The organism is Rhodococcus sp. RS1C4, from assembly GCF_002258225.1.
Lineage (GTDB): Bacteria > Actinomycetota > Actinomycetes > Mycobacteriales > Mycobacteriaceae > Rhodococcoides > Rhodococcoides fascians_E.
This window is the reverse complement of sequence record NZ_NOXZ01000008.1, coordinates 51,197-72,712: the sequence shown is the minus strand read 5'-3', so window position 1 is coordinate 72,712 and position 21,516 is coordinate 51,197. Positions and strand designations below refer to the sequence as shown.

The 21,516-nt window shown below is 65.6% G+C and carries 21 protein-coding genes; 12 read left to right on the top strand and 9 right to left on the bottom strand.

All coding sequences use genetic code 11. The features are described 5' to 3' along the window. Positions 1–131: 131 nt before the first annotated feature. Positions 132–1,229, top strand: coding sequence for a phosphoribosylformylglycinamidine cyclo-ligase (purM, locus tag CH289_RS02900; protein ID WP_019667367.1), 1,098 nt, complete (start codon positions 132–134; stop codon positions 1,227–1,229). A gap of 70 nt (positions 1,230–1,299) precedes the next feature. On the opposite strand, the gene CH289_RS02895 is transcribed toward purM, so the two are convergent. The 3 genes from CH289_RS02895 to ygfZ all read right to left on the bottom strand — a co-directional run bounded on the left by CH289_RS02895 (position 1,300) and on the right by ygfZ (position 3,485). Continuing rightward, a complete protein-coding gene (locus CH289_RS02895) occupies positions 1,300–1,515 on the bottom strand; it encodes a DUF3073 domain-containing protein (protein WP_080732843.1) in 216 nt (71 codons plus the stop codon). A 201-nt stretch (positions 1,516–1,716) separates the two neighbouring features. Then, the gene (locus CH289_RS02890; RefSeq protein ID WP_094727203.1) at positions 1,717–2,358 is read right to left on the bottom strand and encodes an MOSC domain-containing protein; all 642 of its coding nucleotides are present in this window, start codon (positions 2,356–2,358) and stop codon (positions 1,717–1,719) included. After that, positions 2,355–3,485 carry a CAF17-like 4Fe-4S cluster assembly/insertion protein YgfZ gene (ygfZ, locus tag CH289_RS02885; RefSeq protein ID WP_094727201.1) on the bottom strand — a complete coding sequence of 377 codons (1,131 nt, stop codon included), beginning with the start codon at positions 3,483–3,485 and terminating at the stop codon, positions 2,355–2,357. Before ygfZ ends, CH289_RS02890 begins: the two co-directional genes overlap by 4 nt. Before the next feature lie 74 nt (positions 3,486–3,559). Between ygfZ and CH289_RS02880 the strand changes: the two genes are divergently transcribed. The 5 genes from CH289_RS02880 to CH289_RS02860 all read left to right on the top strand — a co-directional run bounded on the left by CH289_RS02880 (position 3,560) and on the right by CH289_RS02860 (position 10,379). Further along, a complete protein-coding gene (locus CH289_RS02880) occupies positions 3,560–4,438 on the top strand; it encodes an aminodeoxychorismate lyase (RefSeq protein ID WP_094727199.1) in 879 nt (292 codons plus the stop codon). Between the two features lie 92 nt (positions 4,439–4,530). Beyond that, a complete protein-coding gene (locus tag CH289_RS02875; protein ID WP_020111551.1) occupies positions 4,531–5,985 on the top strand; it encodes a cytochrome ubiquinol oxidase subunit I in 1,455 nt (484 codons plus the stop codon). 12 nt (positions 5,986–5,997) lie between these two features. Further along, positions 5,998–7,041 carry a cytochrome d ubiquinol oxidase subunit II gene (cydB, locus tag CH289_RS02870; RefSeq protein ID WP_094727197.1) on the top strand — a complete coding sequence of 348 codons (1,044 nt, stop codon included), beginning with the start codon at positions 5,998–6,000 and terminating at the stop codon, positions 7,039–7,041. Continuing rightward, positions 7,038–8,726, top strand: a complete 1,689-nt coding sequence (gene cydD / locus CH289_RS02865; protein ID WP_020111549.1) for a thiol reductant ABC exporter subunit CydD — start codon at positions 7,038–7,040, stop codon at positions 8,724–8,726. The genes cydB and cydD overlap by 4 nt, the downstream gene beginning before the upstream one ends. Next, entirely contained in the window at positions 8,727–10,379 is a 1,653-nt protein-coding gene (locus CH289_RS02860) for an amino acid ABC transporter ATP-binding/permease protein (RefSeq protein WP_094727195.1), read from the top strand. Between the two features lie 197 nt (positions 10,380–10,576). Here CH289_RS02860 and CH289_RS02855 read toward each other — a convergent pair whose 3' ends face one another. Beyond that, on the bottom strand, positions 10,577–11,251 hold the full coding sequence (locus CH289_RS02855) for a heme-binding beta-barrel domain-containing protein (RefSeq protein WP_019667359.1): 675 nt from the start codon (positions 11,249–11,251) through the stop codon (positions 10,577–10,579). Positions 11,252–11,580: 329 nt separating this feature from the next. Here CH289_RS02855 and CH289_RS02850 point away from each other — a divergent pair, with 329 nt between their 5' ends. Further along, the gene (locus tag CH289_RS02850; RefSeq protein ID WP_094713083.1) at positions 11,581–13,107 is read left to right on the top strand and encodes a cutinase family protein; all 1,527 of its coding nucleotides are present in this window, start codon (positions 11,581–11,583) and stop codon (positions 13,105–13,107) included. A 63-nt stretch (positions 13,108–13,170) separates the two neighbouring features. On the opposite strand, the gene CH289_RS02845 is transcribed toward CH289_RS02850, so the two are convergent. The 5 genes from CH289_RS02845 to CH289_RS02825 all read right to left on the bottom strand — a co-directional run bounded on the left by CH289_RS02845 (position 13,171) and on the right by CH289_RS02825 (position 16,304). Next, positions 13,171–13,476, bottom strand: coding sequence for a DUF1416 domain-containing protein (locus tag CH289_RS02845; RefSeq protein ID WP_019667356.1), 306 nt, complete (start codon positions 13,474–13,476; stop codon positions 13,171–13,173). A 2-nt stretch (positions 13,477–13,478) separates the two neighbouring features. Next, positions 13,479–14,315 carry a sulfurtransferase gene (locus tag CH289_RS02840; protein WP_019667355.1) on the bottom strand — a complete coding sequence of 279 codons (837 nt, stop codon included), beginning with the start codon at positions 14,313–14,315 and terminating at the stop codon, positions 13,479–13,481. A 52-nt stretch (positions 14,316–14,367) separates the two neighbouring features. Then, positions 14,368–14,910: a DUF4395 domain-containing protein gene (locus CH289_RS02835; protein ID WP_020111546.1), complete on the bottom strand. Its 543-nt coding sequence runs from the start codon at positions 14,908–14,910 to the stop codon at positions 14,368–14,370. A gap of 183 nt (positions 14,911–15,093) precedes the next feature. Then, the gene (locus CH289_RS02830) at positions 15,094–15,528 is read right to left on the bottom strand and encodes a thioredoxin family protein (protein WP_037184800.1); all 435 of its coding nucleotides are present in this window, start codon (positions 15,526–15,528) and stop codon (positions 15,094–15,096) included. Next, the gene (locus CH289_RS02825; RefSeq protein WP_026348174.1) at positions 15,525–16,304 is read right to left on the bottom strand and encodes an LmeA family phospholipid-binding protein; all 780 of its coding nucleotides are present in this window, start codon (positions 16,302–16,304) and stop codon (positions 15,525–15,527) included. Before CH289_RS02825 ends, CH289_RS02830 begins: the two co-directional genes overlap by 4 nt. A 146-nt stretch (positions 16,305–16,450) precedes the next feature. On the opposite strand from CH289_RS02825, the gene CH289_RS02820 reads away from it, so the two are divergent. The 5 genes from CH289_RS02820 to pstA all read left to right on the top strand — a co-directional run bounded on the left by CH289_RS02820 (position 16,451) and on the right by pstA (position 21,500). After that, positions 16,451–17,224 carry a winged helix-turn-helix transcriptional regulator gene (locus tag CH289_RS02820; protein WP_033190675.1) on the top strand — a complete coding sequence of 258 codons (774 nt, stop codon included), beginning with the start codon at positions 16,451–16,453 and terminating at the stop codon, positions 17,222–17,224. A gap of 6 nt (positions 17,225–17,230) precedes the next feature. Next, positions 17,231–18,139, top strand: a complete 909-nt coding sequence (mshD, locus tag CH289_RS02815; RefSeq protein ID WP_037164937.1) for a mycothiol synthase — start codon at positions 17,231–17,233, stop codon at positions 18,137–18,139. Positions 18,140–18,343: 204 nt separating this feature from the next. Further along, entirely contained in the window at positions 18,344–19,441 is a 1,098-nt protein-coding gene (gene pstS / locus CH289_RS02810) for a phosphate ABC transporter substrate-binding protein PstS (protein ID WP_019667349.1), read from the top strand. Between the two features lie 103 nt (positions 19,442–19,544). Beyond that, positions 19,545–20,588, top strand: coding sequence for a phosphate ABC transporter permease subunit PstC (pstC, locus tag CH289_RS02805; protein WP_020111543.1), 1,044 nt, complete (start codon positions 19,545–19,547; stop codon positions 20,586–20,588). Positions 20,589–20,591: 3 nt separating this feature from the next. Further along, on the top strand, positions 20,592–21,500 hold the full coding sequence (gene pstA, locus CH289_RS02800) for a phosphate ABC transporter permease PstA (protein ID WP_020111542.1): 909 nt from the start codon (positions 20,592–20,594) through the stop codon (positions 21,498–21,500). The last annotated feature ends 16 nt before the right edge of the window (positions 21,501–21,516 follow it).

The following is a 21,516-nucleotide window of genomic DNA, read 5'->3' as shown; positions in this document are numbered from 1 at the left end:
AACGTTACGCGAACTAAATAGTCTCGGCTACATCCACGGCATCCTGCATCGACGGATCGGACTCCGGTACCGTTAGAGCGCAATTGCGCGCATTTGGTGTGCAACGATCACGAGTACAAGGCTGGAGCCGCATGACCGAGGAAACCCGACCACAGAGCGCAACCTCCTCGGGTGGTGCTTCCTACGCTGCGGCCGGCGTCGACATCGCCGCGGGTGACCGGGCCGTCGAGCTGTTCGCGCCGCTGGCGAAGAAGGCATCGCGTCCCGAGGTCATGGGTGGCCTGGGCGGATTCGCCGGCCTCTTCGCGCTCAAGGGTGACTACCGCGAACCGATTCTCGCTGCGTCCACCGACGGCGTCGGCACCAAGATCGCCGTCGCGCAGGCGCTCGGCAAGCACGACACCCTCGGGCTCGACCTCGTCGCGATGGTCGTCGACGACCTCGTCGTGTGCGGAGCCGAACCGCTGTTCCTGCAGGACTACATCGCCGTGGGGCGCGTCGTCCCCGAGATGGTCGCAGAACTCGTCAAGGGCATCGCAGAGGGCTGCGTCATCGCCGGCTGTGCGCTCCTCGGCGGCGAGACGGCCGAGCACCCCGGGCTCATGGCCGACGGGGACTACGACCTCTCCGCCACCGGCGTGGGCGTCGTCGAGGCTGATGCAGTCCTCGGACCGGACCGTGTGCGTCCCGGTGACGTCGTGATCGCGATGGGCTCGTCGGGACTGCACTCCAACGGATACTCCCTGGCGCGCAAGGTTCTGCTCGAGATCAACCACATGGACCTCGGCGGGCACGTCGAGGAGTTCGGCCGCACCCTGGGCGAAGAATTGCTCGAGCCGACGAAGATCTACGCCAAGGACTGCCTTGCACTCGCCGCGGAAACCGACGTGCGCACGTTCTGCCACGTCACCGGCGGCGGGCTTGCCAACAATCTCGGACGTGTGATGCCTGCAGGCCTCGTCGCAGAACTCGACCGTACGACGTGGAGCCCAGCGCCGGTGTTCTCGCTGATCGCCCAGCGTGGCCGCGTCGAGCGCGCCGAGATGGAGCAGACGTTCAACATGGGCGTCGGCATGGTCGCCATCGTCGCACCCGAGGACGTCGACCGTGCACTGGCCGTGTTGACGGCGCGGCACATCGACTGCTGGACTCTGGGAACGGTCAAGAAGTCGAGCGACAAGTCCGCGACCGAGCGAGCGCTTCTGCTGGGTAACCACCCACGCTTCTGAGCGACCAGCACGAACGACAATGAGGGGGAGCCGCCGTGCGGCTCCCCCTCACTTCGTTGTCAACTCGCTGTCAGCGTCGCCAGTCCTCGTATTCGTCTTCTTCGGCGCGGGAATAGCCGTCCGCGTCCGAAGAGGAAATGCCGCCCGAGGTGATACCGCCACGGTGGGAGTTGGACGAATGACCGGAGAGCTCTCTTTGCAGACTCTCCAAGTCCGTTGTCGGCGAGCTGTACTTCAGCTCACGAGCGACCTTTGTCTGCTTTGCCTTAGCCCTGCCTCGGCCCATGGCGTTGCCCCCTCGCGGACTTGCGGGGCGGCCTGGGGAAATTTGGGCGCCCCGTTAGATTTGGTATTTCTTCCTGGCACACACTCTAGCGCGCGAATCGCTCGGATGCTCATACGGAGTACGTGTCCGGCCTGTTTGCTTCATCTCAGCGGCGCAGGCAGTGCCCGCAACCTGCGAAAATGTGCTCAGTCTCGGTAAGAATCACGATTGGGTATGTTTTCGGAGCGCGAGCTTGGCGTCCCGTTCCACCTTGACCGGCAGATCGCCGCGACCGAGAAGCTCCGTCAGACCCTCGGGGTTTCGGCCGAGAAACAGGTCTCGAACGGTCACTCCGTGCGACGGCACATCCTCCACCGAGATGCCGACACCGCCTTCGAGAGCGCCCGGCGTGATCACCCGCAGATAGGCCCCGACGTCGCCACGCTCGGTGAACCGTTTGACCCAGTTGGGCTCGCCCACCCACCGAGCGAACGTCGAGCACGGCTTGCGCGCGATGGTCACCTCGAGAACCACCTCACCGAGACGCCACCGCGAACCGACGACGGCGTCGGTGACCGCGATCCCGGACGTCCGCAGGTTCTCGCCGAACCACCCGGGCGGAATCTCCCGGCCCAGGTCTGCAGCCCACCGATCGGCCTCCGCCGAGTCGTAGGCGTAGACGGCTTGATCGCCGCCGCCGTGGAACTTGGTGTCCAGGCTGTAATCACCGGTCACCCCGTCGGCGTGCACGAGCACCGGGTGATCGACCGGCCGCTTGTCGATGGCGCTGTTCACGACGCCTCGACGGCCCACCGGAACGTCCGCGTGCACGACGCACACCGCGTCGACCTGCCCAGCGATCATCGCCCGCGAAGTCGGTCGACGGCGGCGCGGCCGGCCTGGACGTCGTCGTAGTCGGGAATCGAATCCGGGTCGATGGAGGCCGCACACGGACCGGCGGTGAGCTCGGTTCCCGCAGGAACGGTGCGCTTGACCAACGCGAGCGCAACCGGACCGAGTTCGAAGTGATCGACGACGGTGCCGAGGCGACCGATCGTGCGACCACCCGCGGTCACCGCATCCCCGGTGGCAGGCCGGCCGTCCGCGGAACCGTCGAGATGAAGCAGGACGAGGTGGCGAGGCGGCCGCCCCAGGTTGTGCACCCGAGCCACCGTCTCCTGTCCTCGGTAGCAGCCCTTCTCGAGGTGAACTGCCCCGAGTTCGGTCACACCGCCGATCCACCGCACCTCGTGCGGGATGGTCTTCTCGTCGGTGTCCACGCCGACTCGAGGCCGGATCGACTCCACGCGTAGGGCCTCGTACGTCCACGTTCCGGCGGGAGAGGCGCCGGCGTCGCGCAGCCTGGAGAACCACTCGACCAACGCGGCCCGGGGAACCAGCAGGTCGAAGGCGTTGCGGCCCGGCCACGGCATGCGGCGTACGAAACCGCCACCGGTGAGCGGGGCGGCGTCGTAGACCTCCGCGGGCACCGGCGCGCCGACGGCGGGCAGAACAGCCTCGGCTTCGGCGCCCAGCAGGCTCAGCACGGCGAGTTCGCTGCCTTCACGGGGTTCCGCCTTGGACCAGAACACCATCTTCTTCAGGAACGACAACAGGTCCGGGCCGTGCGCGGCTTCGGTGTCGATCCACGTGACACCGTCCAGATCGGTCTGCACGAAATGGTGCTCGACGCGCCCGTTGACGTCGAGCGAGAGGTTCTCCGCGGAGTGCCCGTCGGGCAGATTCGACACGAGCTGGCTGGAGATGGTGTTGAGCCAGGTCAGCCGCTCTTCACCGCTGATCGCGATCACGAAGCGATGGGATCGGTCGATCACCGCAGCGTTCGACACCGCGTCCCGTTGTTCGCCGAACGGGTTTCCGTAATGCCACGCGACGGCACTGTCCGGCGTGTTCTCCGGGGACGGCACGGCGTCGGGGAAAGTCAGAAGTGGGCTCGGTGCGATCACAGCAGTATCCGACACGTCCTCCATAGTAGGTCGACACGGTGACAGCGGGTCGTCGCGGGACGTGAAAACGGACATCAGGGCCCACGTAGGCTGCGTTCATGTCGGATCGCGTAGTAGTCACCTTGGACGGGCAGGTTCACGACGCGGACGCTCCGCTGCTGCATGCGGACGATCTCGCGGCCGTACGCGGAGACGGGGTGTTCGAGACGCTCCTGGTACGCGGCGGAGCGCCGTGCGGTGTCGAACTTCACCTGGCCCGCTTGACGGCGTCGGCCGCTGCCCTCGACCTGCCGACACCGGACCTGGATTCGTGGCGTCTCGTCGTCGGCCTCGCAGTGGACGAATGGACCCGGACGTCCGACGCGGAGGGTGCGTTGCGGCTCGTGCTCAGCCGCGGTCGCGAGAGCGGAGGGGAACCGACGGGTTATGCGACGGTGGGGCCGCTGAACGAACGGGTGACGAAAGCGCGGGACGACGGTGTCTCGGTGGTCACGTTGAACCGCGGTTACTCGGTCGATTACGCGGCGTCTGCGCCGTGGGGATTGCTCGGCGCCAAGACGCTGTCCTACGCGACCAACATGGCAGCACTACGGCACGCGGCGCGTCTCGGAGCCGACGACGTCATCTTCACCAGCAGCGAAGGGCGAGTGCTGGAGGGTCCGCGGTCCACCGTGGTGCTCGCACGCGGTAAGACTCTCGTCACACCGCCGGTGGAGCAGGGCATTCTCGCGGGAACCACGGTCGACGCACTGTTCCAGGTCGCGTCGAGCAAGGGGTACACCTGCGAGCGTGCGAACGTGTACCCTGCCGATCTCGTTGCAGCAGATGGTGTTTGGTTGATCTCAAGCATCACCCTCGCCGCCCGCGTGACGACGCTCAACGGCGTCGAACATCCGGTCCCGGCCATCGCCGAGGACGTGCGTTCCATGGTCGATCTGGCGGTCGAATCGATCGGAGACTCCGCCGCCGACGCTTGAGCTACTACTACGCGTAGTAGTACTCTCGAACTCGCTGGGGCACGCCCGTAAGCAGCGGTATCTTCCCCGCGGGCCGAGAGTTCGGAGTAGCCATGGACGCCTTGGACGTCTCGAGGTGGCAGTTCGGAATCACCACCGTCTACCACTTCATCCTGGTGCCGCTCACGATCGGTCTTGCACCGATCATCGCGGCGATGCAGACCATGTGGGTCATCACCGGGAAGGACTCCTGGTACCGCCTCACCAAGTTCTTCGGCAAGCTCTTCCTCATCAACTTCGCCCTCGGCGTCGCCACCGGAATCGTTCAGGAGTTCCAATTCGGAATGAACTGGAGCGAGTACTCGCGGTTCGTCGGCGACGTCTTCGGAGCACCCCTCGCGCTCGAAGGGCTCGTCGCATTCTTCCTCGAATCGACGTTCCTCGGCCTGTGGATCTTCGGCTGGAACCGACTGCCGAAACTCGTTCACCTGGCCACCATCTGGCTCGTCGCGATCGGCGTGAACGCATCGGCCTACTTCATCATCGCCGCCAACTCCTGGATGCAGCATCCCGTCGGCGCACGCTTCAACCCCGAGACCGGTCGTGCCGAACTGACGAGCATCTGGGAGTTGATGACCAACAGCACCGCACTCGCGGCATTCCCACACGCTGTCGCAGGCGCGTTCCTGACGGCTGCGACCTTCGTGGCAGGCATCTCGGGCTGGTGGATGGTGCGTGAGGCACGCGGCACATCGACGGGCGAGGGGCGAAGCGACAACTCGCGCAGCATGTTCCGTCCTGCGGCTCGGCTTTCCTTCGTCGTCATGATCGTCGCGGGCGGCGCACTCGCGATCACCGGAGACATCCAGGGCAAGCTGATGTTCGAGCAGCAGCCCATGAAGATGGCGTCGGCAGAATCGTTGTGCGATACGGAGACCGGTGCATCGTTCTCGCTTCTCACCGTCGGAACCCACAACAACTGCGAGTCGGTGGAACACCTGATCTCCATCCCCGGACTGACGTCCTTCCTCGCCGAGAACGACTTCGGCGCAACGGTCCAAGGGGTCAACCAACTGCAGGAACAGTACGAGCAGCAGTTCGGACCGGGTAACTACAAGCCCAACCTGTTCGTCACCTACTGGGCATTCCGAATGATGATCGGCCTCGCCGCCGGATCGGCACTGCTTGCCCTCGCAGGCCTGTGGGTCACTCGCGGCGGAAGGGTGCCGGACCAGAAATGGTTCTCGTGGCTCAGCCTCGCCGCGATTCCGACGCCGTTCCTCGCCAACAGTGCCGGTTGGATCTTCACCGAGATGGGGCGCCAACCGTGGGTGGTGGCACCGAATTTGAACGGAATCGACCAGATTCGGTTGACCGTGGACCAAGGCGTGTCCGACCACCCGGTGGGTCTGGTCGTCGCCTCGCTCGTGACCTTCACACTGCTCTACGCCGCCCTCGGATGTGTCTGGTTCTTCCTGATCAGGCGCTACGTGATCGAAGGACCGCTCGAACACGACGAGCACCCCCACGAGGACGTCGATTCCGAACAACTCTCGTTCGCGTACTAGAGGAAGACGACCATGGGACTTCAAGAATTCTGGTTCATCGCGATAGCGGTCCTGTTCATCGGATACTTCGTCCTCGAAGGCTTCGACTTCGGCGTCGGAATGCTCATGCCTTTCCTCGGCCGTCACGCCGATGCAGGGGTGGGGGAGAAGAGGCGCAGGGCTGTTCTCAACACGATCGGGCCGGTCTGGGACGGCAACGAGGTATGGCTCATCACGGCGGGCGGGGCGTTGTTCGCGGCCTTCCCTGAGTGGTACGCCACGCTCTTCGCCGGCTTCTACCTCCCGTTGCTGCTGATTCTCGTCGCGTTGATCCTGCGGATCTGCGCCATCGAGTACCGCGGCAAGATCGACGATCCGGTGTGGCGTCGGCGGTGCGACCTGGGTATCGGTATCGGATCGTGGGTGCCAGCAGTGTTGTGGGGAGTGGCGTTCGCCAATATCGTCAGCGGGGTGGCGATCGACGAGAACAAGAAGGTCACAGCCGGGCTTCTCGACCTGCTCGGTCCGTACGCGCTGCTCGGCGGCGCGACGATGGCACTGGTCTTCGCGCTCCACGGAGCGGTCTTCATTGCGCTCAAGACCTCCGGCGACGTCCACGAGGATGCGGTGAGAATGGCTGTGCGGCTGTCGATCCCAGCTCTGATCGTCGGCGGCGGATTCGCCCTGTGGACCCAACTTGCCCACGGCACGACGTGGACGTGGATTCTCGTCGGCGTCGCCGCGGCATCGTTGATCGCGGTGGTCGCGCTGACGGCCAAGGTCCGCGAAGGGTGGGCGTTCGTGTTCACCACGGTGGCCGTCATCGCCGTCGTCGTGCTGCTGTTCGGGTCACTGTTCCCCGACGTCATGCCGTCGACGACGGATCCCGCCTTCAGTCTCACCGTCGAGAACGCGTCGTCGAGTCCGTACACGCTGAAGGTGATGACCTGGGCAGCAGCGTTCATGGCGCCCGTCGTGATCGGCTACCAGGCCTGGACGTACTGGGTGTTCCGCAAGCGCATTTCCACCGCTCACATTCCTGATTCGATCGGATTGTCGCTCGGTCGTTCCAAGTGAGTACGACTGTCACGGCCGGCCGCGGACCGGTGGACCCACGGCTGTGGCGCTACTCGCGATCCGCACGTCGGTACCTCGTCCTCATCGTCGTACTCGCCCTGATCGACACCGCGGCCGTCGTCGTGTCCGCGGTGATGCTCGGCACTGTCCTGGCGGGCGTCATCACCTCCGACGCCCGCGAGATGTCCGACTGGGCAGCGCAGCTGTGGATTCTCCTGGGCGCCATCGTCGTTCGCACCCTCGCGGCGTGGTTGCAAGCGCGGTACGGCCACCGTGCCGCGTCACGAGTCGTGGAGGAGATCGAGAACGAAGTCCTCGATGCGGCGTCGCACATGGATCCCCGGGACCTGGACTCCGAACGCGAGTCGATCGCGATCGTGGTGACGCGCGCACTCGGCGGCCTCGCGCCGTACCTGACCGGATACGTGCCGTCGCTCGTGCTGGCCGCGACACTCACCCCCATCACGCTCGTGGTCATCCTCACCGAGGATCTCACGTCGGCTCTGATCATCTTCTTCACTCTCCCGCTGATCCCGATCTTCATGATCCTGATCGGATTGCTGACCAAGGGGCGCGCGGAGAAGACGCTCGAATCGATGACGAGATTGTCCGCGCAACTGCTCGATCTCGTCGCCGGCCTTCCGACGCTGCGCGCACTGGGCCGCGAGCGTGGCCCGGCGGCGAGAGTCCAGGCGCTCGGCGACGCGCACCGCCGAGCGACGATGCGGGCACTGAAGATCGCGTTCCTGTCCTCGATGGTGTTGGAATTGCTTGCGACGCTGTGCGTTGCCCTCGTCGCCGTCAGTATCGGACTGCGACTCGTGTTCGGCGACATGGCGTTGGAGGCAGGCATCATCGCACTCGTACTCGCACCGGAGGTGTACGTGCCGTTGCGTCGCGTCGGAGCCCAGTTCCATGCCGCGGAAGACGGAGTTGCCGCCGCCGACAGAGCATTCGCGATCCTGGACCGACGGGCACCGACCGCATCCGGAACGGCCGTCGTCGACGCCGCAGGAACCGGAATCCGATTCGAATCGGTGTCCGCGAGGAGCGTAGCCCGCGGACAGACTCGGCAACGGGAATCCGAGGGAACCGTTGCACCGTACGAACTTTCGGCCGACATCGCGCCGGGGACCGTCACCGTGCTCGCCGGACCCAACGGTGCAGGGAAATCGACGGCGCTGAACATCCTGCTCGGGCTCACCGAGCCGTGCGAGGGCCGAGTGGTCGTCGGCGACGTGGACGCCCGCAGCCTCGACCTGCGATCGTGGTGGGATCAGATCGCCTGGCTGCCGCAACGGCCCGTACTGGTACCGGGAACCCTGCGGGAAAACCTGGAATTCACCGGCAGCACCATCGATCTGCTCGGCGACACCGCTGCCGCAGTCGGTTTCGACCGAGTCCTCGCCGAACTACCCGACGGATGGGAGACGAGAGTGGGCACCGGCGGCGTCGGCCTGTCCCTCGGCCAAGTGCAGAGGCTCGCCCTGACCCGGGTCCTGTCCACCGACAAACCCGTCCTGCTGCTCGACGAACCGACCGCGCATCTCGACGACGCAGCCGAGGCACGTGTCCTCACCGCCCTGCGCGAGATCGCCGACCAGGGAAAGACCGTGATAGTCGTCGGGCACCGGCCGTCGGTTCTGGCGTGGGCCGACGTCGTGGTGAACGTGAGGGCCGCGTAGATGTACACCGATCTCCGACGAGCACTCGCGCTGTTCGAACTGCGGCCCGCGAGAGTGGCGACGAGCGTGGCTGCCGGCGTCGCGACTCTGGGCAGCGCTCTGACGCTCGCCGCCGTCTCCGCCTGGCTGATCACGCGAGCATGGCAGATGCCGCCGGTGCTCGACCTGACCGTCGCCGTCGTCGCCGTGCGAGCCCTCGGCATCTCCCGTGGCGTCTTCCGCTACCTCGAACGCCTCGCCACCCACGACACCGCCCTCCGCGGAATGACATCGGCACGCACCAGGCTGTACGAGCGACTCGCCGACGGCAATGCTCGCGCAACTCTGGACCTACGCCGCGGCGACCTGATGGCACGGGTAGGCGCCGACATCGACGCGATGGGCGACGTCGTCGTACGCGCCCTCGTTCCGATCTGCGTGTCCGCGATACTGATGATCAGCGCAACCGTGCTGATTGCACTGATCTCGCCGAGCGCGGCGCTGATCCTGTTTCTCGCGTTGCTGCTCGCCGGGGTCGTCGCACCGATCCTGGCCGCACGCGCAGCCCTGATCACCGAAACCGAAGGCGTCGCCGCACGAACCGAATTCACCCTCATCGCGGTACGCGCGCTCGACCACGCACCGGAACTGCGAGTCGCGGGCACGCTGACACGAACCCTCGCCGACGCCTCCGCCGCCAACCGGGCCGCGGTGACCGCCCGCGACCGCGCATCGATGCCCACCGCCTTCGCCGACGCGGCTCTCCCACTGTCCATCGGCGCATCCGTGCTCGGATCGTTGCTCGTCGGAATCTCGCTGTACGGCAGCACCGGTAGCGCCCTGTCGCCCATGGCCCTGGCCATCATCGTGCTGGTTCCACTGGCGGCATTCGAAGCGACATCGGTCCTGCCCGCCGCAGCGGTGACTCTGACGCGCGCGCGTCTGTCCGCGTCGCGCATCACGACGCTGTTGGACGACGCCGACGCGCCCGAGCCTCGGCGGGTGGGCACAGGCGCGGCGCTTCAGGGACCGCACGACGCCGCCAGAATCGCCGTCGTCGGGCCGAGCGGCGTGGGCAAGACGACACTGCTCATGGAACTGGCAGGGCTCGTGCCGTCGGACGGTGGACTGGGGGATGCAGAACTGCCGGGCGCACGGTTCTTCGCCGAGGACGCCCACGTGTTCGAGACGTCGATACTCGAGAATCTTCGGGTCGTCCGAGGCGACGTCGACGCCGACCAGGCACGAGCGGCGCTGACGAAGGTCGGCTTGGGGGATTGGCTGGACCAGCTCCCGGACGGCGTCGACACCACTCTCGTCGCCGGTGCTGCCTCTCTTTCCGGCGGTCAGCGTCGACGCCTACTGCTGGCACGCGCCCTGCTGTCGGACGCGCCGGTACTGCTGCTCGACGAGCCGACCGAACACCTCGACGACGTGTCCGGTTCCGACTTGATCCGGCGGTTGCTCGATCGCGACGGCGGCCTCGTCGACGAGGACAGAACGGTTGTTCTCGTCACTCACCAGCTGCCGCCGGACACCCGTGCGGACCAGGTCGTGGACCTCGGGCGTTCGCTGTCGGCCGAACTTCGAAAAAACCCTTTGCGAGCCTCGAAATCCGGGCGTACGTTGTCGAGTACACGAGAGAGGAGGTGGTCTGAAGTTGAAGAACTCTAGGACGCGTGAGGTGGCTGCCAGCTAGCCGCTACCGCTGACGGATTCTTTTACCGCGCGAGCGGCGAGCGAATCCACGGCAGCTACCCGGCCCCCGAGCTCTCGGTCCGTCCGACCGAGACCTGCATCAGCGCAGGTATGGCTCGGGGGCCGTTCGCATGCTCATGGTGTGTAGGGCTGAAATCAGCCGATGTACTGAATCAGCCGATGTACCGGGCGAGCCGAGCGGAGAGCCGCGGTGCGAGTTCGCCGTCGGCTCCGATGCGTTCCTCGACGTAGGCGAGATCCGCACCTTCGACGATGCCGTACAGGCGCTTCGCGCCGCCGACGAGCGCACCCGACGTCGACCGGATGACGACATCGGTAGCGAGTTCCCACGACGACTGGTTGAGTGCGTGGCCGTAGTACAGCTCGACGACGCCGGTGCTGTGAGTTAGAAGCAGTTCGATGACCTCTTCGTTCTCGGTGCCCTTCTCTCCGTCGCCGCCACTGACCCGCCAGAAGCCCGTCTCGCGGAGATCGGGGTGCGCGTAGTTGCCGTCGGAGTCCAGACGCCAGGACCGCGATTCCCAGCCCAGGTACGCGCCGCCGTCGTGGGAGACGACGATCTGCTGACCGAAGGCGTACTCCTCGCCCGATTCCGGGTCGCGGCCCTCGCCTTCGCCGCGCCACACGCCGACGAGCGGCAGCAGTGCGAGCAGCGCGGGATTGAGATCCGGCCCCAGCCGCAGATTCGCCGTGTCCTCGGGATGCGGCAGATCCGGCAGCGTGGGGATGTTGCGCGTCGACGAGGACGCGAACTTCTCGGCTGCCTCGGCGATGGCCTCGTTGGCAGACCGGGTCTCGTCCGATTCGTCGGCGGCGCGATCACTCACGATTCGTCGGTGACCAGGCGGTAGACGACATAGAGCGAGAACGCGATGATGGCGACTGCAGCGACGGCGAGCAGTACCTCGAAGAAGATGACCACGTCGCCGAGTTTAACCCCAGCCAGGTCCAGGATCGAACCGCGCCCCGACATTGTCGTGACCGCAATAGTGGCTTCTCACTGACGATCGCCCACAGGAATGGTCCGATTCACGTCCCGTCTCTACAGATCGCGTTCTGCACGGTACGTTTCTTCTGGCGTCGGGTCGGGGGAGTATCGAGATCCGGCGCTGACGGCTGTCGAAAACGTTTCGAAGTTCTGGGGAAGGACCCGTACATGCAGCGCCGATCACGTGCTGGCTCTTGGCTGTTCACTACCGCGACAATTGCAACGGCCCTGCTGTTGGTGGTTCCCGCCGCAGCCTCCGCTGCCCCGGACAGCGGCTCTGCGGACAGTGGTTCGTCCTCCGGATCCTCGGACGAACCGAACATCGACCCCAACAATTACGCCCAGGATTGCCCGGACGTGCTGATGCTCGCAGTCTCCGGTGCGACGGACTCCGACGCCGACCGCGACCCCCTGAACGAGGAGCCGCGGTCCCCGGCGTCGAACTGGGTGGGAAATGTCACACTGCCCGTCGGGCAAACGAACGCGAACAGCCCTGGCTCAGTCGGCTGGCTCTACGTTCCGTACCCGTCGACCTACGGCGTCGGCGTGCTCTCCGACGTCGACACCTACCAACAGTCCGTCGCAGAGGGCATCGCCTCCACCAACCGCCTGCTCGACGAGTACAAGACCAAGTGCGGCGACAACACCAAGTTCGTCCTGCTCGGTTACAGCGTCGGCGGTGAAGTCATCGAACGCGTCTCCATGGAGCTCGGCCATCGTGATCCGAACGCACTGGTCACCGGCGACGACATCGCAGGAGTCGTCATGATCGGTGCGCCGTACCGGCCGGCGGGTGTGCCGAACTTCGACGAGCCCGGCCCGACCGACGGTGGCTTCCAGTCGCAGACCGCCAAGGATTACGGAACGCTGAACGACAAGGTGACATGGTCGTGCCGACCGTACGATCTGGCCTGCGACGCGCCGGACAACATCGTCGCGCTGCAGTTGGCTCTCGGCATTCTCGGGCAGATGCGGTTGACGATTCTCAACCCGCTGCAGACCGTCGCCGATTTCGCGCGGGCCGTGAGCTCCATCGCCACCCGCGCCATCGTCGACATCGCCACCAACAAGGACTGGCTCGAATCCGACGAGACGCTGCTCGAAGTTCTGCTCAAGGTGTCCGATCAGCTCTACGAGGTCGACGAACAGAAGGCCTGGGAGCAGTTGACTCCCGACCAGCTCCTCGCCGATCTCAACTGGGCCCTCGGCCCCGGTGCGGACAAGGTGCGCGAGAAGCTCCGCCAGGAGGGTGAGGGCCTCGTCGAGAACAACAAGGGCATCGTCGACGTCGTCGTCGGGCCGTACATCTTCATCGGCTTCCTCCAGCACCTCCTGTACTGGAACAACAATCCGGGCGACGGCCGCGAATGGGAGAGCGAGAAGATCGTCGCCTGGGTGACCGATCTGGCGCAGACCGAACGCGAACGCAAGAACACCAACGACGCACCCCTGGCGCCTTCCGAGGTGGACCCGGCTCCGGCCCGGGATGCGGAGTCCCTCCCCGAGGCTGCGCGTGAGCCGAATCCGCAGACATTGCCCACCCCGGGCACCGTCACGCGCGACAGCGATCTGGGTGCGTTCCTGGAGTCGCTGAATCTGGTTCCCCCCGGAGTCTTCCCGCCGCAGTACAGCGTGGTGCCGGATCCGTCGACCGAGCCGAAGACCGAGATCGTTCCCGAGACGACGCACGGCTGACACCACACAGAAAAGAACCCCCGCACCGATCGGTGCGGGGGTTCTTTCGGTCTACGGGAGAGATCAGACTCCGACGGTCACGTCCGCCGAGTGGATGCCTGCGCCCTCCGGCGCGATGTCGGCCTGGCCGTTGCCCGACGCCGACAGTGCACGCAGCGTCCAATTGCCGGGAGCTGCGAAGAAACGGAAGTCTCCGGTGCCCGACGCGACGACCTCGGCGGTGAACTCACCGGTGCCGTCGAGCAGGCGCACGAACGCACCGCCCACAGGCTCCCCGTCGCCTCCGAGGACACGACCGGTGATGACGGTTTCCTTCTCGACGTCGACGCCTGCCGGAATGGCCTGGCCCTGAACGGGTGCAGCACACATGATCAGTGAACCTCCAACTCGATGGGTGCTCCGACGAGGGAGCCGTACTCTACCCAGCTGCCGTCGTAGTTCTTGACGTCCGACTTGCCGAGAAGTTCCTTCAGCACGAACCAGGTGTGGCTCGAACGCTCGCCGATGCGGCAGTAGGCGATGGTGGCCTTGCCGTCGTCGTATCCCTTTTCCTTGTAGAGCGCCTCGAGAGCGTCGTCGTCCTTGAAGGTGCCGTCCTCGTTGGCAGTGGTGCTCCACGGGATGTTGATGGCGCCGGGGACGTGGCCGCGCTGCTGTGCCTGCTCCTGCGGGAGGTGGGCGGGGGCGAGGATCTTGCCGGAGAACTCGTCGGGCGACCGCACGTCGACGAGGTTCTTGTTGCCGATCGCGTCGATGACCTCGTCGCGGAACGCGCGGATCGACAGGTCGGGAGCCTCGGCGCGGTACTGCGCGGCGTCACGGGTGACGACGTCCTTCGACAGCGGGCGGCCGTCGAGTTCCCACTTCTTGCGTCCACCGTCGATGAGCTTGACGTCCTTGTGGCCGTACAGCTTGAAGTACCAGTACGCGTATGCAGCGAACCAGTTGTTGTTGCCGCCGTAGAGGACGACCGTGTCGTCGTTGGAGATGCCCTTCGACGAGAGCAGATCGGAGAACTGCTCCTGGTTCAGGAAGTCGCGACGAACCGCATCCTGGAGGTCCTTGCGCCAGTCGAGCTTCACTGCGCCTTCGATGTGACCGCCGTCGTAGGCGCTTGCGTCTTCGTCGACCTCGACGAAAACGGTCTTCGGGGCGTTCAGGTTCTGCTCGGCCCAGTCGGCAGAGACCAGGACGTCGGAGCGAGCCATGGGTTTCCTTTCGATCTTTTGCGTTACTTCGGTCGGTGGAGGGGTCGAGCGATCAAGCGCGTGCGGATTGTGTCCGCAGTCGCGCTACGAGGGGATAGATCTGGCAGCCCAGGCAGAACGCGAAGGCTGCGTTGAGGAACGCCGCGAACAGCGCGAAGCCGGTCGCGATCGTTCCCACGAGGGGAGCGCCGAGCGCGAAGCCGAGGACGCCGACTGCAGCGAACAGGAAGCCGACGAGCTGAGCGAACTTCAGCGGTGCGACGGGTTCACGTTCGGTGGTCGGTCCGAGTCGCGGCGCGACGAGGTGTCCGAAGAACGCCCCGTACGGGCTCTTCCTCGGCCCCCGCGCAGCGCCGATCGCGAACACGACGGCCTGTACTGCCAGGAGCACCGCAGCAGCGGTGGTCTGGAAGGTGGACAGAACCAGAACGAGTACCAGGACAGCCGTGGTGATCCACGCCGCGAAGCGTGGCCCCCGAACATCGACCTGGTCGACTGCGGCGGAAGAAGCTGTGGGCGATGGAGATTCTGGGGACAACGGCGTGCTCCTGCGTGCTGGGCTGATGACAGACAACTGCATGGGCGCGGCGAACACGAAAGATTCGCCGACGATCTCGAACCGGATGGATGCGCGGCCACGAGGCCGGCGGTGAGATCAGTGGCAGCGACAGCAACAACCGCCCAGTCGGCACAGATCGACCGTGCGGCGACTGGTGAGCATCAGCTCGTGGGCGGTGAACACACCGTGCATCCTACCGGACGTCGCGGACCAGCAGAACTACAGGTTCTCGAGGGCGGAACGCAGGGCGTCGGCCTTCGGAACGCCGGAAATCCTGGCTCGTTCCACCAGCTCGGCGTCGAGCACGAACGTCGTCGGTAGCGACAGGACGCCCATTTCCTTCGCGAGCATCGGGTGAGCGTCGATGTCGACCTCGAGTTCACGTGGCCCGCTCGGCGGTGTTCCTCCGTCGGTCGAGCCGCCGATCACCTGGTCGACGACCCGGCGGACAGCAGCACACGGACCGCACCACTCCGCCGAGAAGTGCAGCACCGTTGCCGCGCCCGGCACGGCCCCGGCGTCGAGAAGCAGCGCGCGGCGATCGATCGAACCGTGCGACTCGGTGACCTGCACCCTGCCGGATCGATGCCGGAGGACCAGCCCGACAACCGTGGCGACGACGAGCGTCACCACGAGAATTGTGATTCCGGTCATGGCTTCTCGATCTGCTCGAGATCGATGGTCACGTCCTTTGCATTGCCCTCGATCACGATCTGCGAACCCTCGGCGTAGACATCGGTTGGCAGAATCCCGAACGGCAGCGTCTGCCTGTCGATGGTCTTGGTGAAGAGCCCGAGAACCGCAGGCTTCGCGAAGTCCGGAATGCTGAAATCGGCGTTCCCCTCCGGGCCGAAGTAGAAGTCGCTCGCAACGATGTCGACGCTGTCACCGTCGAGGATGAGGTCCGCTTGGACGGCGACCTTGGTCTCGATCGGACCCACGGGCACCGTGCCGGTCAGGACGACGCCGCCGTTCGTGGTCATACCGGAGCCGCCCGACCCGCCCGTGCCGTCCGACTTGTCCGCGGGGGGAGCGGAAACCTGCAGGTCGACGATACCGAGGAACCGTCCGAGGTCGGTCGCCTCGATGCGCACTCGGCCGTCGAGTTCGTCGACGGGCACTGCTCCCACCGACCCGTCGACGAGGTCGGAGAGGGGTACCGCGACGCCGCGGAGGTTGGCCTCGATGGTCGTCGACTCCACGTAGTCGGTCGGTACGTCCTGGGCTCGAATCTCCACGTTCTGATACTTGCCGTCGGCGGCCTGGGTCAGGAACGGGAACCCGTGGACGATCACCTGTGGGTCGGAGGTCAGATCTCCGCCGTCGCGGATTGCGCGTGAGACGCGGTACTCGGAGTACGCGGCCGCTCCGAAGTCCACGACGACGGCAAGTGCCAGCAGGCTCACGAGTCCGATGATCAGTTTGCGCATGACGCCCATTGTGACCGATGCCCGCCGGGGCTTTCGGGCACGGCGGCACGCGACAGGTATGTCGGACGGGTTAGTCTTGTTGCCTGAACAAGGACTCGACCTCGGCGAAGGAGTCTTTGAGTGACAGCGGTAAGAATGGAGGCTGAATGGAGCTCTTGCTTCTGACCTCCGATCCGAACCCGGAGGCCGTACTGCCGTCTTTGGCATTGTTGGCTCACCACGTGCGGCCCGCTCCGACCGAGGTCTCCTCGCTGCTCGAGGCAGGTTCCGCGGACATCGCGCTGGTGGACGCCCGTACCGACCTCGCCGCAGCGCGCGGACTGTGCCGGCTGCTCGGTAGCACCGGTTCCGCGATTCCGGTGGTCGCGGTGCTCACCGAAGGCGGCCTCGTCGCGGTCAACTCCGAGTGGGGTCTCGACGACATCCTGCTCCCCGGGACCGGCCCCGCCGAGATCGACGCGCGGTTGCGGCTCCTCGTGGGCAGGTCGGGCGGCATCGCGAGTCCCGAGGCATCGGGCAAGATCACGCTCGGTGAGCTCGTCATCGACGAGGGCACCTACACGGCCCGGTTGCGCGGTCGACCGTTGGACCTCACCTACAAGGAATTCGAACTCCTCAAATACCTGGCCCAGCATGCGGGACGTGTCTTCACCCGTGCCCAGCTGCTCCAGGAAGTGTGGGGATACGACTTCTTCGGAGGCACCAGAACCGTCGACGTCCACGTCCGGCGTCTGCGGGCCAAGCTGGGAAGCGAATACGAGTCGCTCATCGGCACCGTCCGCAACGTCGGCTACAAGGCCGTGCGACCCAGCCGTAGCTCCAAGGGAGGCCCGGCGACTCCCGACGGCGACGACGACAACGAATCGGACAGCGCCGAGTTCAGTTCACTGGGCGGCGCGACAAACGGAAGTACGAACTGACCGACGATGACTCTCTCGATCGATATCGCTCGCATCGATTCCGCGGAGATGGCGCCAGACGTCGTCGACGAGATCCGGGCGATCGCCGCACGCGCAACCGAGGTCGACGGCACGGCGCCGCTGTCCGAACAGGCACTGAAATCCGTCGGATCCGGCGACGACACGACCCATCTGGTCGCGACGGCCGGTTCACGCGTCGTCGGGTACGCGGGCACCGCTCCCGGATCGCCCACGATGACCGAGATCGTGGTGGACCCGGAGTTCCGCACTCGCGGAATCGGAACACAGTTGATCGACCGATCCTTCGCCGACGGCGGGGCCGGGGCCCGGATCTGGGCGCACGGAAACATCGATGCCGCACGGGCATTGGCGTCCACGCTCGGGCTGTCGGTCGCTCGCGAGTTGCTTCAGCTCAGGCGTCCGCTCGCCGAGCCTGCGTTGCCGGACGTCACTGTGCCGGACAATGTTTCGCTTCGGACGTATCGAGGGCATCAGGACGACGCGGAATTGCTCCGCGTCAACAACGCGGCGTTCTCGTGGCACCCCGAGCAGGGTGGATGGACCGAGAAGGACATCGCCGAACGGCGTGACGAGGCCTGGTTCGACCCGGCCGGAGTGTTCCTCGCGTTCGAGGAGGGGACCGACACGCTCCTCGGCTTCCACTGGACCAAGGTCCACCCCGCCGAGGCGGGGGAAGACGAGATCGGCGAGGTCTACGTCGTCGGCATCGACCCCGAGGCTCAGGGCCGAGGGCTCGGCCGAGTGCTGACGCTTGCGGGCCTGCACTACCTGCGTGGCAGGGATTTGCGAGACGTACTCCTGTACGTCGAAGCGGACAATGCTGCCGCCGTGCACACCTACGAGCGACTCGGTTTCACGCGTTTCCATACCGACGTCGCCTACGCACGTCCGTAGAACCGGACATACAGCCCACTCTGTTCATCTTCCGTTAACCAACCCGGGGGTAGCCGTCCACCGGCGGCCCTTACCTTTTCCAGCGGGTGGCGCCGACGCCGCCCGGTGCGAGGAACGACAAACGGGCCGGCACCTCGATCCTCGTGACACGCACGACCCGAGTGCGGACACGAGACACGGCACAAGATTCCCCGGAGGAAACAGGTGAAGCTCAAGCGCAGCGCGTCTCTCGTAGGCGCAGTGGCGATCGGCGCCATGCTGCTGACCGCATGTGGCAGTGACGCGAACGTCGAATCTGCTGCGGGCACGGACTCGGCAGCAACGTGTGAGGGCAAGACCCCTCTGACCGGTGAAGGATCGTCTGCTCAGCAGAACGCGATGTCCAACTTCACGTCCATCTACTCCGGTGTCTGCGCCGGGCAGGCCGTCGAGTACACGACCAGCGGTTCCGGTAACGGCCGTACCCAGTTCGTCGCGGGCCTCGTCGACTTCGCCGGCTCCGACTCGACCATCAAGGACGAGCAGGCCGCAGCAGCAGCCGAGCGCTGCCAGGGCAACCCGGCATGGAACCTCCCCCTCGTCTTCGGCCCGATCGCCGTTGCCTACAACGTCGAAGGCGTCGACAACCTCGTCGTCAGCCCGGACGTCGCCGCACGTATCTTCACCGGCCAGATCACCACGTGGAACGACCCGGCGATCGCCGCACTGAACGAGGGTGCGACCCTGCCGTCCACCCCGATCACCCCGATCTACCGCTCCGATTCCTCGGGCACCAGCGACAACTTCCAGCGCTTCCTCTCCGCAGCCGCACCCGAGGCATGGACCCTCGACCACAGCTCGGACTGGGCCGGTGGAGTCGGTGAAGGCGCCAACGGATCCTCGGGCGTCGCTCAGGCCGTAGCAGCCACCCCCGGTTCCATCACCTACGTCGAGAAGGGCTTCGCCGACCAGGAAAGCCTCGGCACCGCCGCGGTCGACTTCGGCAACGGACCCGTCGAGCTGTCCAGCGAGACCGCAGGCGCAGCCATCGACACCGCCGAGTTCTCCGGTGAAGGCAACGACCTCGCAATCGACATCGACGCTCTCTACGCGTCGAACGCAGCGGACAGCTACCCGCTGGTTCTCGCCACCTACGAGATCGTCTGCTCCGCCGGCTACGACGCCGACACCTCCGCAGCAGTCAAGTCGTTCCTGCTGAGCGCAGCGAACGAAGGCCAGCAGGGCCTCGAGGAAGCCGGATATGTCCCGCTGCCCGAGTCCTTCAAGGAACGCCTCGAGACGGCGATCAACGCGATCGCCTGATTCAATTGAGACGAGACCCCGCTTCGGGCGCCGCGAGCAACAGCCGCGGCGCCCGGGTGGGACTCCCGTCTCTCTAAGCCACCAAACGAGAGACGTGAGCGGTATGAGCGACACCCACTCGATCACCGGCGAACCATCTGCGGCGAGCATTTCCGCGGGCGGCGTGCCGCGGAACACGGAAGAACCCAAGCAATTGCCCGACAAAAAAGCCAAGGGCGGCACCGTCACGCGCCCAGGTGACCGGATCTTCTCCACCCTCGCCACGGGCTCGGGTGTCTTCGTCATCGTTCTCATCGCGGCCATCGGCGTGTTCCTGCTGTGGCGCGCGATCCCGTCGTTGCAGAACAACACGGTCAACTTCCTGACCTACAACGGCCAGTGGAACACCTCGAACACCTCCGCGATGATCTTCGGTATTCGCGACCTGTTCCTGGTGACCGCGACCGTGTCGATCTTCGCGCTGATCCTGGCCATGCCCGTGGCACTGGGAATCGCGATCTATCTGACCAACTACGCGCCGAAGAAGGTCGCAGGCCCACTCGGTTACGTCATCGACCTGCTCGCCGCGGTTCCCTCGATCGTGTTCGGCCTCTGGGGCCTCTACGTGCTTGCTCCCGCCATCAGCCCGTTCGCCGAGTGGCTGAACGAGAACCTGAGCTGGTTCCCGCTGTTCTCCACCGGTTCGGTGTCCATCGCGGGCGGCGGCACCATCTTCACCGGCGGCATCGTGCTGGCCGTGATGATCCTGCCGATCATCGCCGCGGTGACCCGCGAGGTGTTCGTACAGACTCCGCGCGGACAGATCGAGGCTGCACTCGCCCTCGGCGCCACTCGCTGGGAAGTCGTTCGCACCACCGTCATCCCGTTCGGCAAGTCCGGCTTCGTCTCCGGCTCGATGCTCGGCCTCGGGCGCGCCCTCGGTGAGACCATCGCCCTGTACATCATCATCCGCAGCGTCCAGTCGAGCTTCGGATGGACGTTGTTCGACGGTGGCAGCACGTTCGCGACCAAGATTGCCCTTGCCGCAGGCGAGTTCAACAACCAGCTGCAGGCCGGCGCCTACATCGCCGCAGGCCTCGTGCTCTTCGTACTCACCTTCGTGGTCAACGCAGGCGCTCGCGCCGCGATCGCAGGAAAGAAGGACTAGGCCATGACCGCAACCATGGATCGCCCGGTCAAAGAGCCCACGTTCAAGGGCGTCAGTGCGCGTCGCAAGTTCTCGAACGGCGCTGCCACCGTCCTCGTCAGCCTGGCCGTCCTCATCGCGCTCGTGCCGCTGGTCTGGGTTCTGTACACGGTGATCTCACGCGGGCTCTCCGCCGTCGTCTCCCCGACGTGGTGGCAGAACTCGCAGGCAGGCATCACCCAGTTCATCGCCGGTGGTGGCGCCTACCACGCCATCGTCGGAACCCTGACGCAAGGCTTGTTCTGCGCCCTGATCTCCATCCCGATCGGCGTGTTCGTCGCGATCTACCTCGTCGAATACGGTGCGGGTACGCGGTTGGCTCGCCTGACCACCTTCATGGTCGACATCCTCACCGGTGTTCCGTCCATCGTCGCAGCCCTGTTCATCTACGCACTGTGGATCGCCACGTTCGGCTTCGAACGGTCCGGCCTCGCCGTGTCGTTCGCTCTCGTCCTGCTGATGATTCCCGTCATCGTGCGGTCCTCCGAGGAGATGCTCCGCATCGTTCCTCAGGACCTGCGTGAGGCGTCCTACGCCCTCGGCGTACCCAAGTGGAAGACCATCGCCAAGATCGTCGTCCCGACGGCACTGTCCGGCATCGTCACCGGCATCATGCTCGCCCTGGCCCGCGTCATGGGAGAGACCGCACCGGTGCTGATCCTGGTGGGATCCGCCACGGCGATCAACTTCAACCTGTTCTCCGGGCCGCAGACGTCCCTGCCGCTCATGATGGTCGACCTGCAGAAAGCAGGAACCGGCGCGCTCACCTCCGAGCGCATGTGGGGAGCAGCCCTGACGCTGATCCTGATCATTGCCCTGCTCAACATCGGCGCAAAGCTGGTCTCGAAGTTCTTCTCGCCGAAGAACGTCTGACCGTCACACGCCCACC

Excerpts from the sequence above, each read along its gene's own strand:
- CH289_RS02895 (WP_080732843.1), bottom strand. The coding sequence starts at position 1,515 with ATGGGCCGAGGCAGGGCTAAGGCAAAGCAGACAAAGGTCGCTCGTGAG.
- ygfZ (WP_094727201.1), bottom strand. The coding sequence starts at position 3,485 with ATGGAGGACGTGTCGGATACTGCTGTGATCGCACCGAGCCCACTTCTG.
- pstA (WP_020111542.1), top strand. The coding sequence starts at position 20,592 with ATGACCGCAACCATGGATCGCCCGGTCAAAGAGCCCACGTTCAAGGGC.
- CH289_RS02850 (WP_094713083.1), top strand. The coding sequence starts at position 11,581 with ATGCAGCGCCGATCACGTGCTGGCTCTTGGCTGTTCACTACCGCGACA.
- pstC (WP_020111543.1), top strand. The coding sequence starts at position 19,545 with ATGAGCGACACCCACTCGATCACCGGCGAACCATCTGCGGCGAGCATT.
- CH289_RS02890 (WP_094727203.1), bottom strand. The coding sequence starts at position 2,358 with ATGATCGCTGGGCAGGTCGACGCGGTGTGCGTCGTGCACGCGGACGTT.
- CH289_RS02860 (WP_094727195.1), top strand. The coding sequence starts at position 8,727 with ATGTACACCGATCTCCGACGAGCACTCGCGCTGTTCGAACTGCGGCCC.
- CH289_RS02830 (WP_037184800.1), bottom strand. The coding sequence starts at position 15,528 with ATGACCGGAATCACAATTCTCGTGGTGACGCTCGTCGTCGCCACGGTT.
- CH289_RS02825 (WP_026348174.1), bottom strand. The coding sequence starts at position 16,304 with ATGCGCAAACTGATCATCGGACTCGTGAGCCTGCTGGCACTTGCCGTC.
- CH289_RS02875 (WP_020111551.1), top strand. The coding sequence starts at position 4,531 with ATGGACGCCTTGGACGTCTCGAGGTGGCAGTTCGGAATCACCACCGTC.
- CH289_RS02845 (WP_019667356.1), bottom strand. The coding sequence starts at position 13,476 with ATGTGTGCTGCACCCGTTCAGGGCCAGGCCATTCCGGCAGGCGTCGAC.
- mshD (WP_037164937.1), top strand. The coding sequence starts at position 17,231 with ATGACTCTCTCGATCGATATCGCTCGCATCGATTCCGCGGAGATGGCG.
- cydB (WP_094727197.1), top strand. The coding sequence starts at position 5,998 with ATGGGACTTCAAGAATTCTGGTTCATCGCGATAGCGGTCCTGTTCATC.
- CH289_RS02820 (WP_033190675.1), top strand. The coding sequence starts at position 16,451 with ATGGAGCTCTTGCTTCTGACCTCCGATCCGAACCCGGAGGCCGTACTG.
- purM (WP_019667367.1), top strand. The coding sequence starts at position 132 with ATGACCGAGGAAACCCGACCACAGAGCGCAACCTCCTCGGGTGGTGCT.
- CH289_RS02840 (WP_019667355.1), bottom strand. The coding sequence starts at position 14,315 with ATGGCTCGCTCCGACGTCCTGGTCTCTGCCGACTGGGCCGAGCAGAAC.
- CH289_RS02880 (WP_094727199.1), top strand. The coding sequence starts at position 3,560 with ATGTCGGATCGCGTAGTAGTCACCTTGGACGGGCAGGTTCACGACGCG.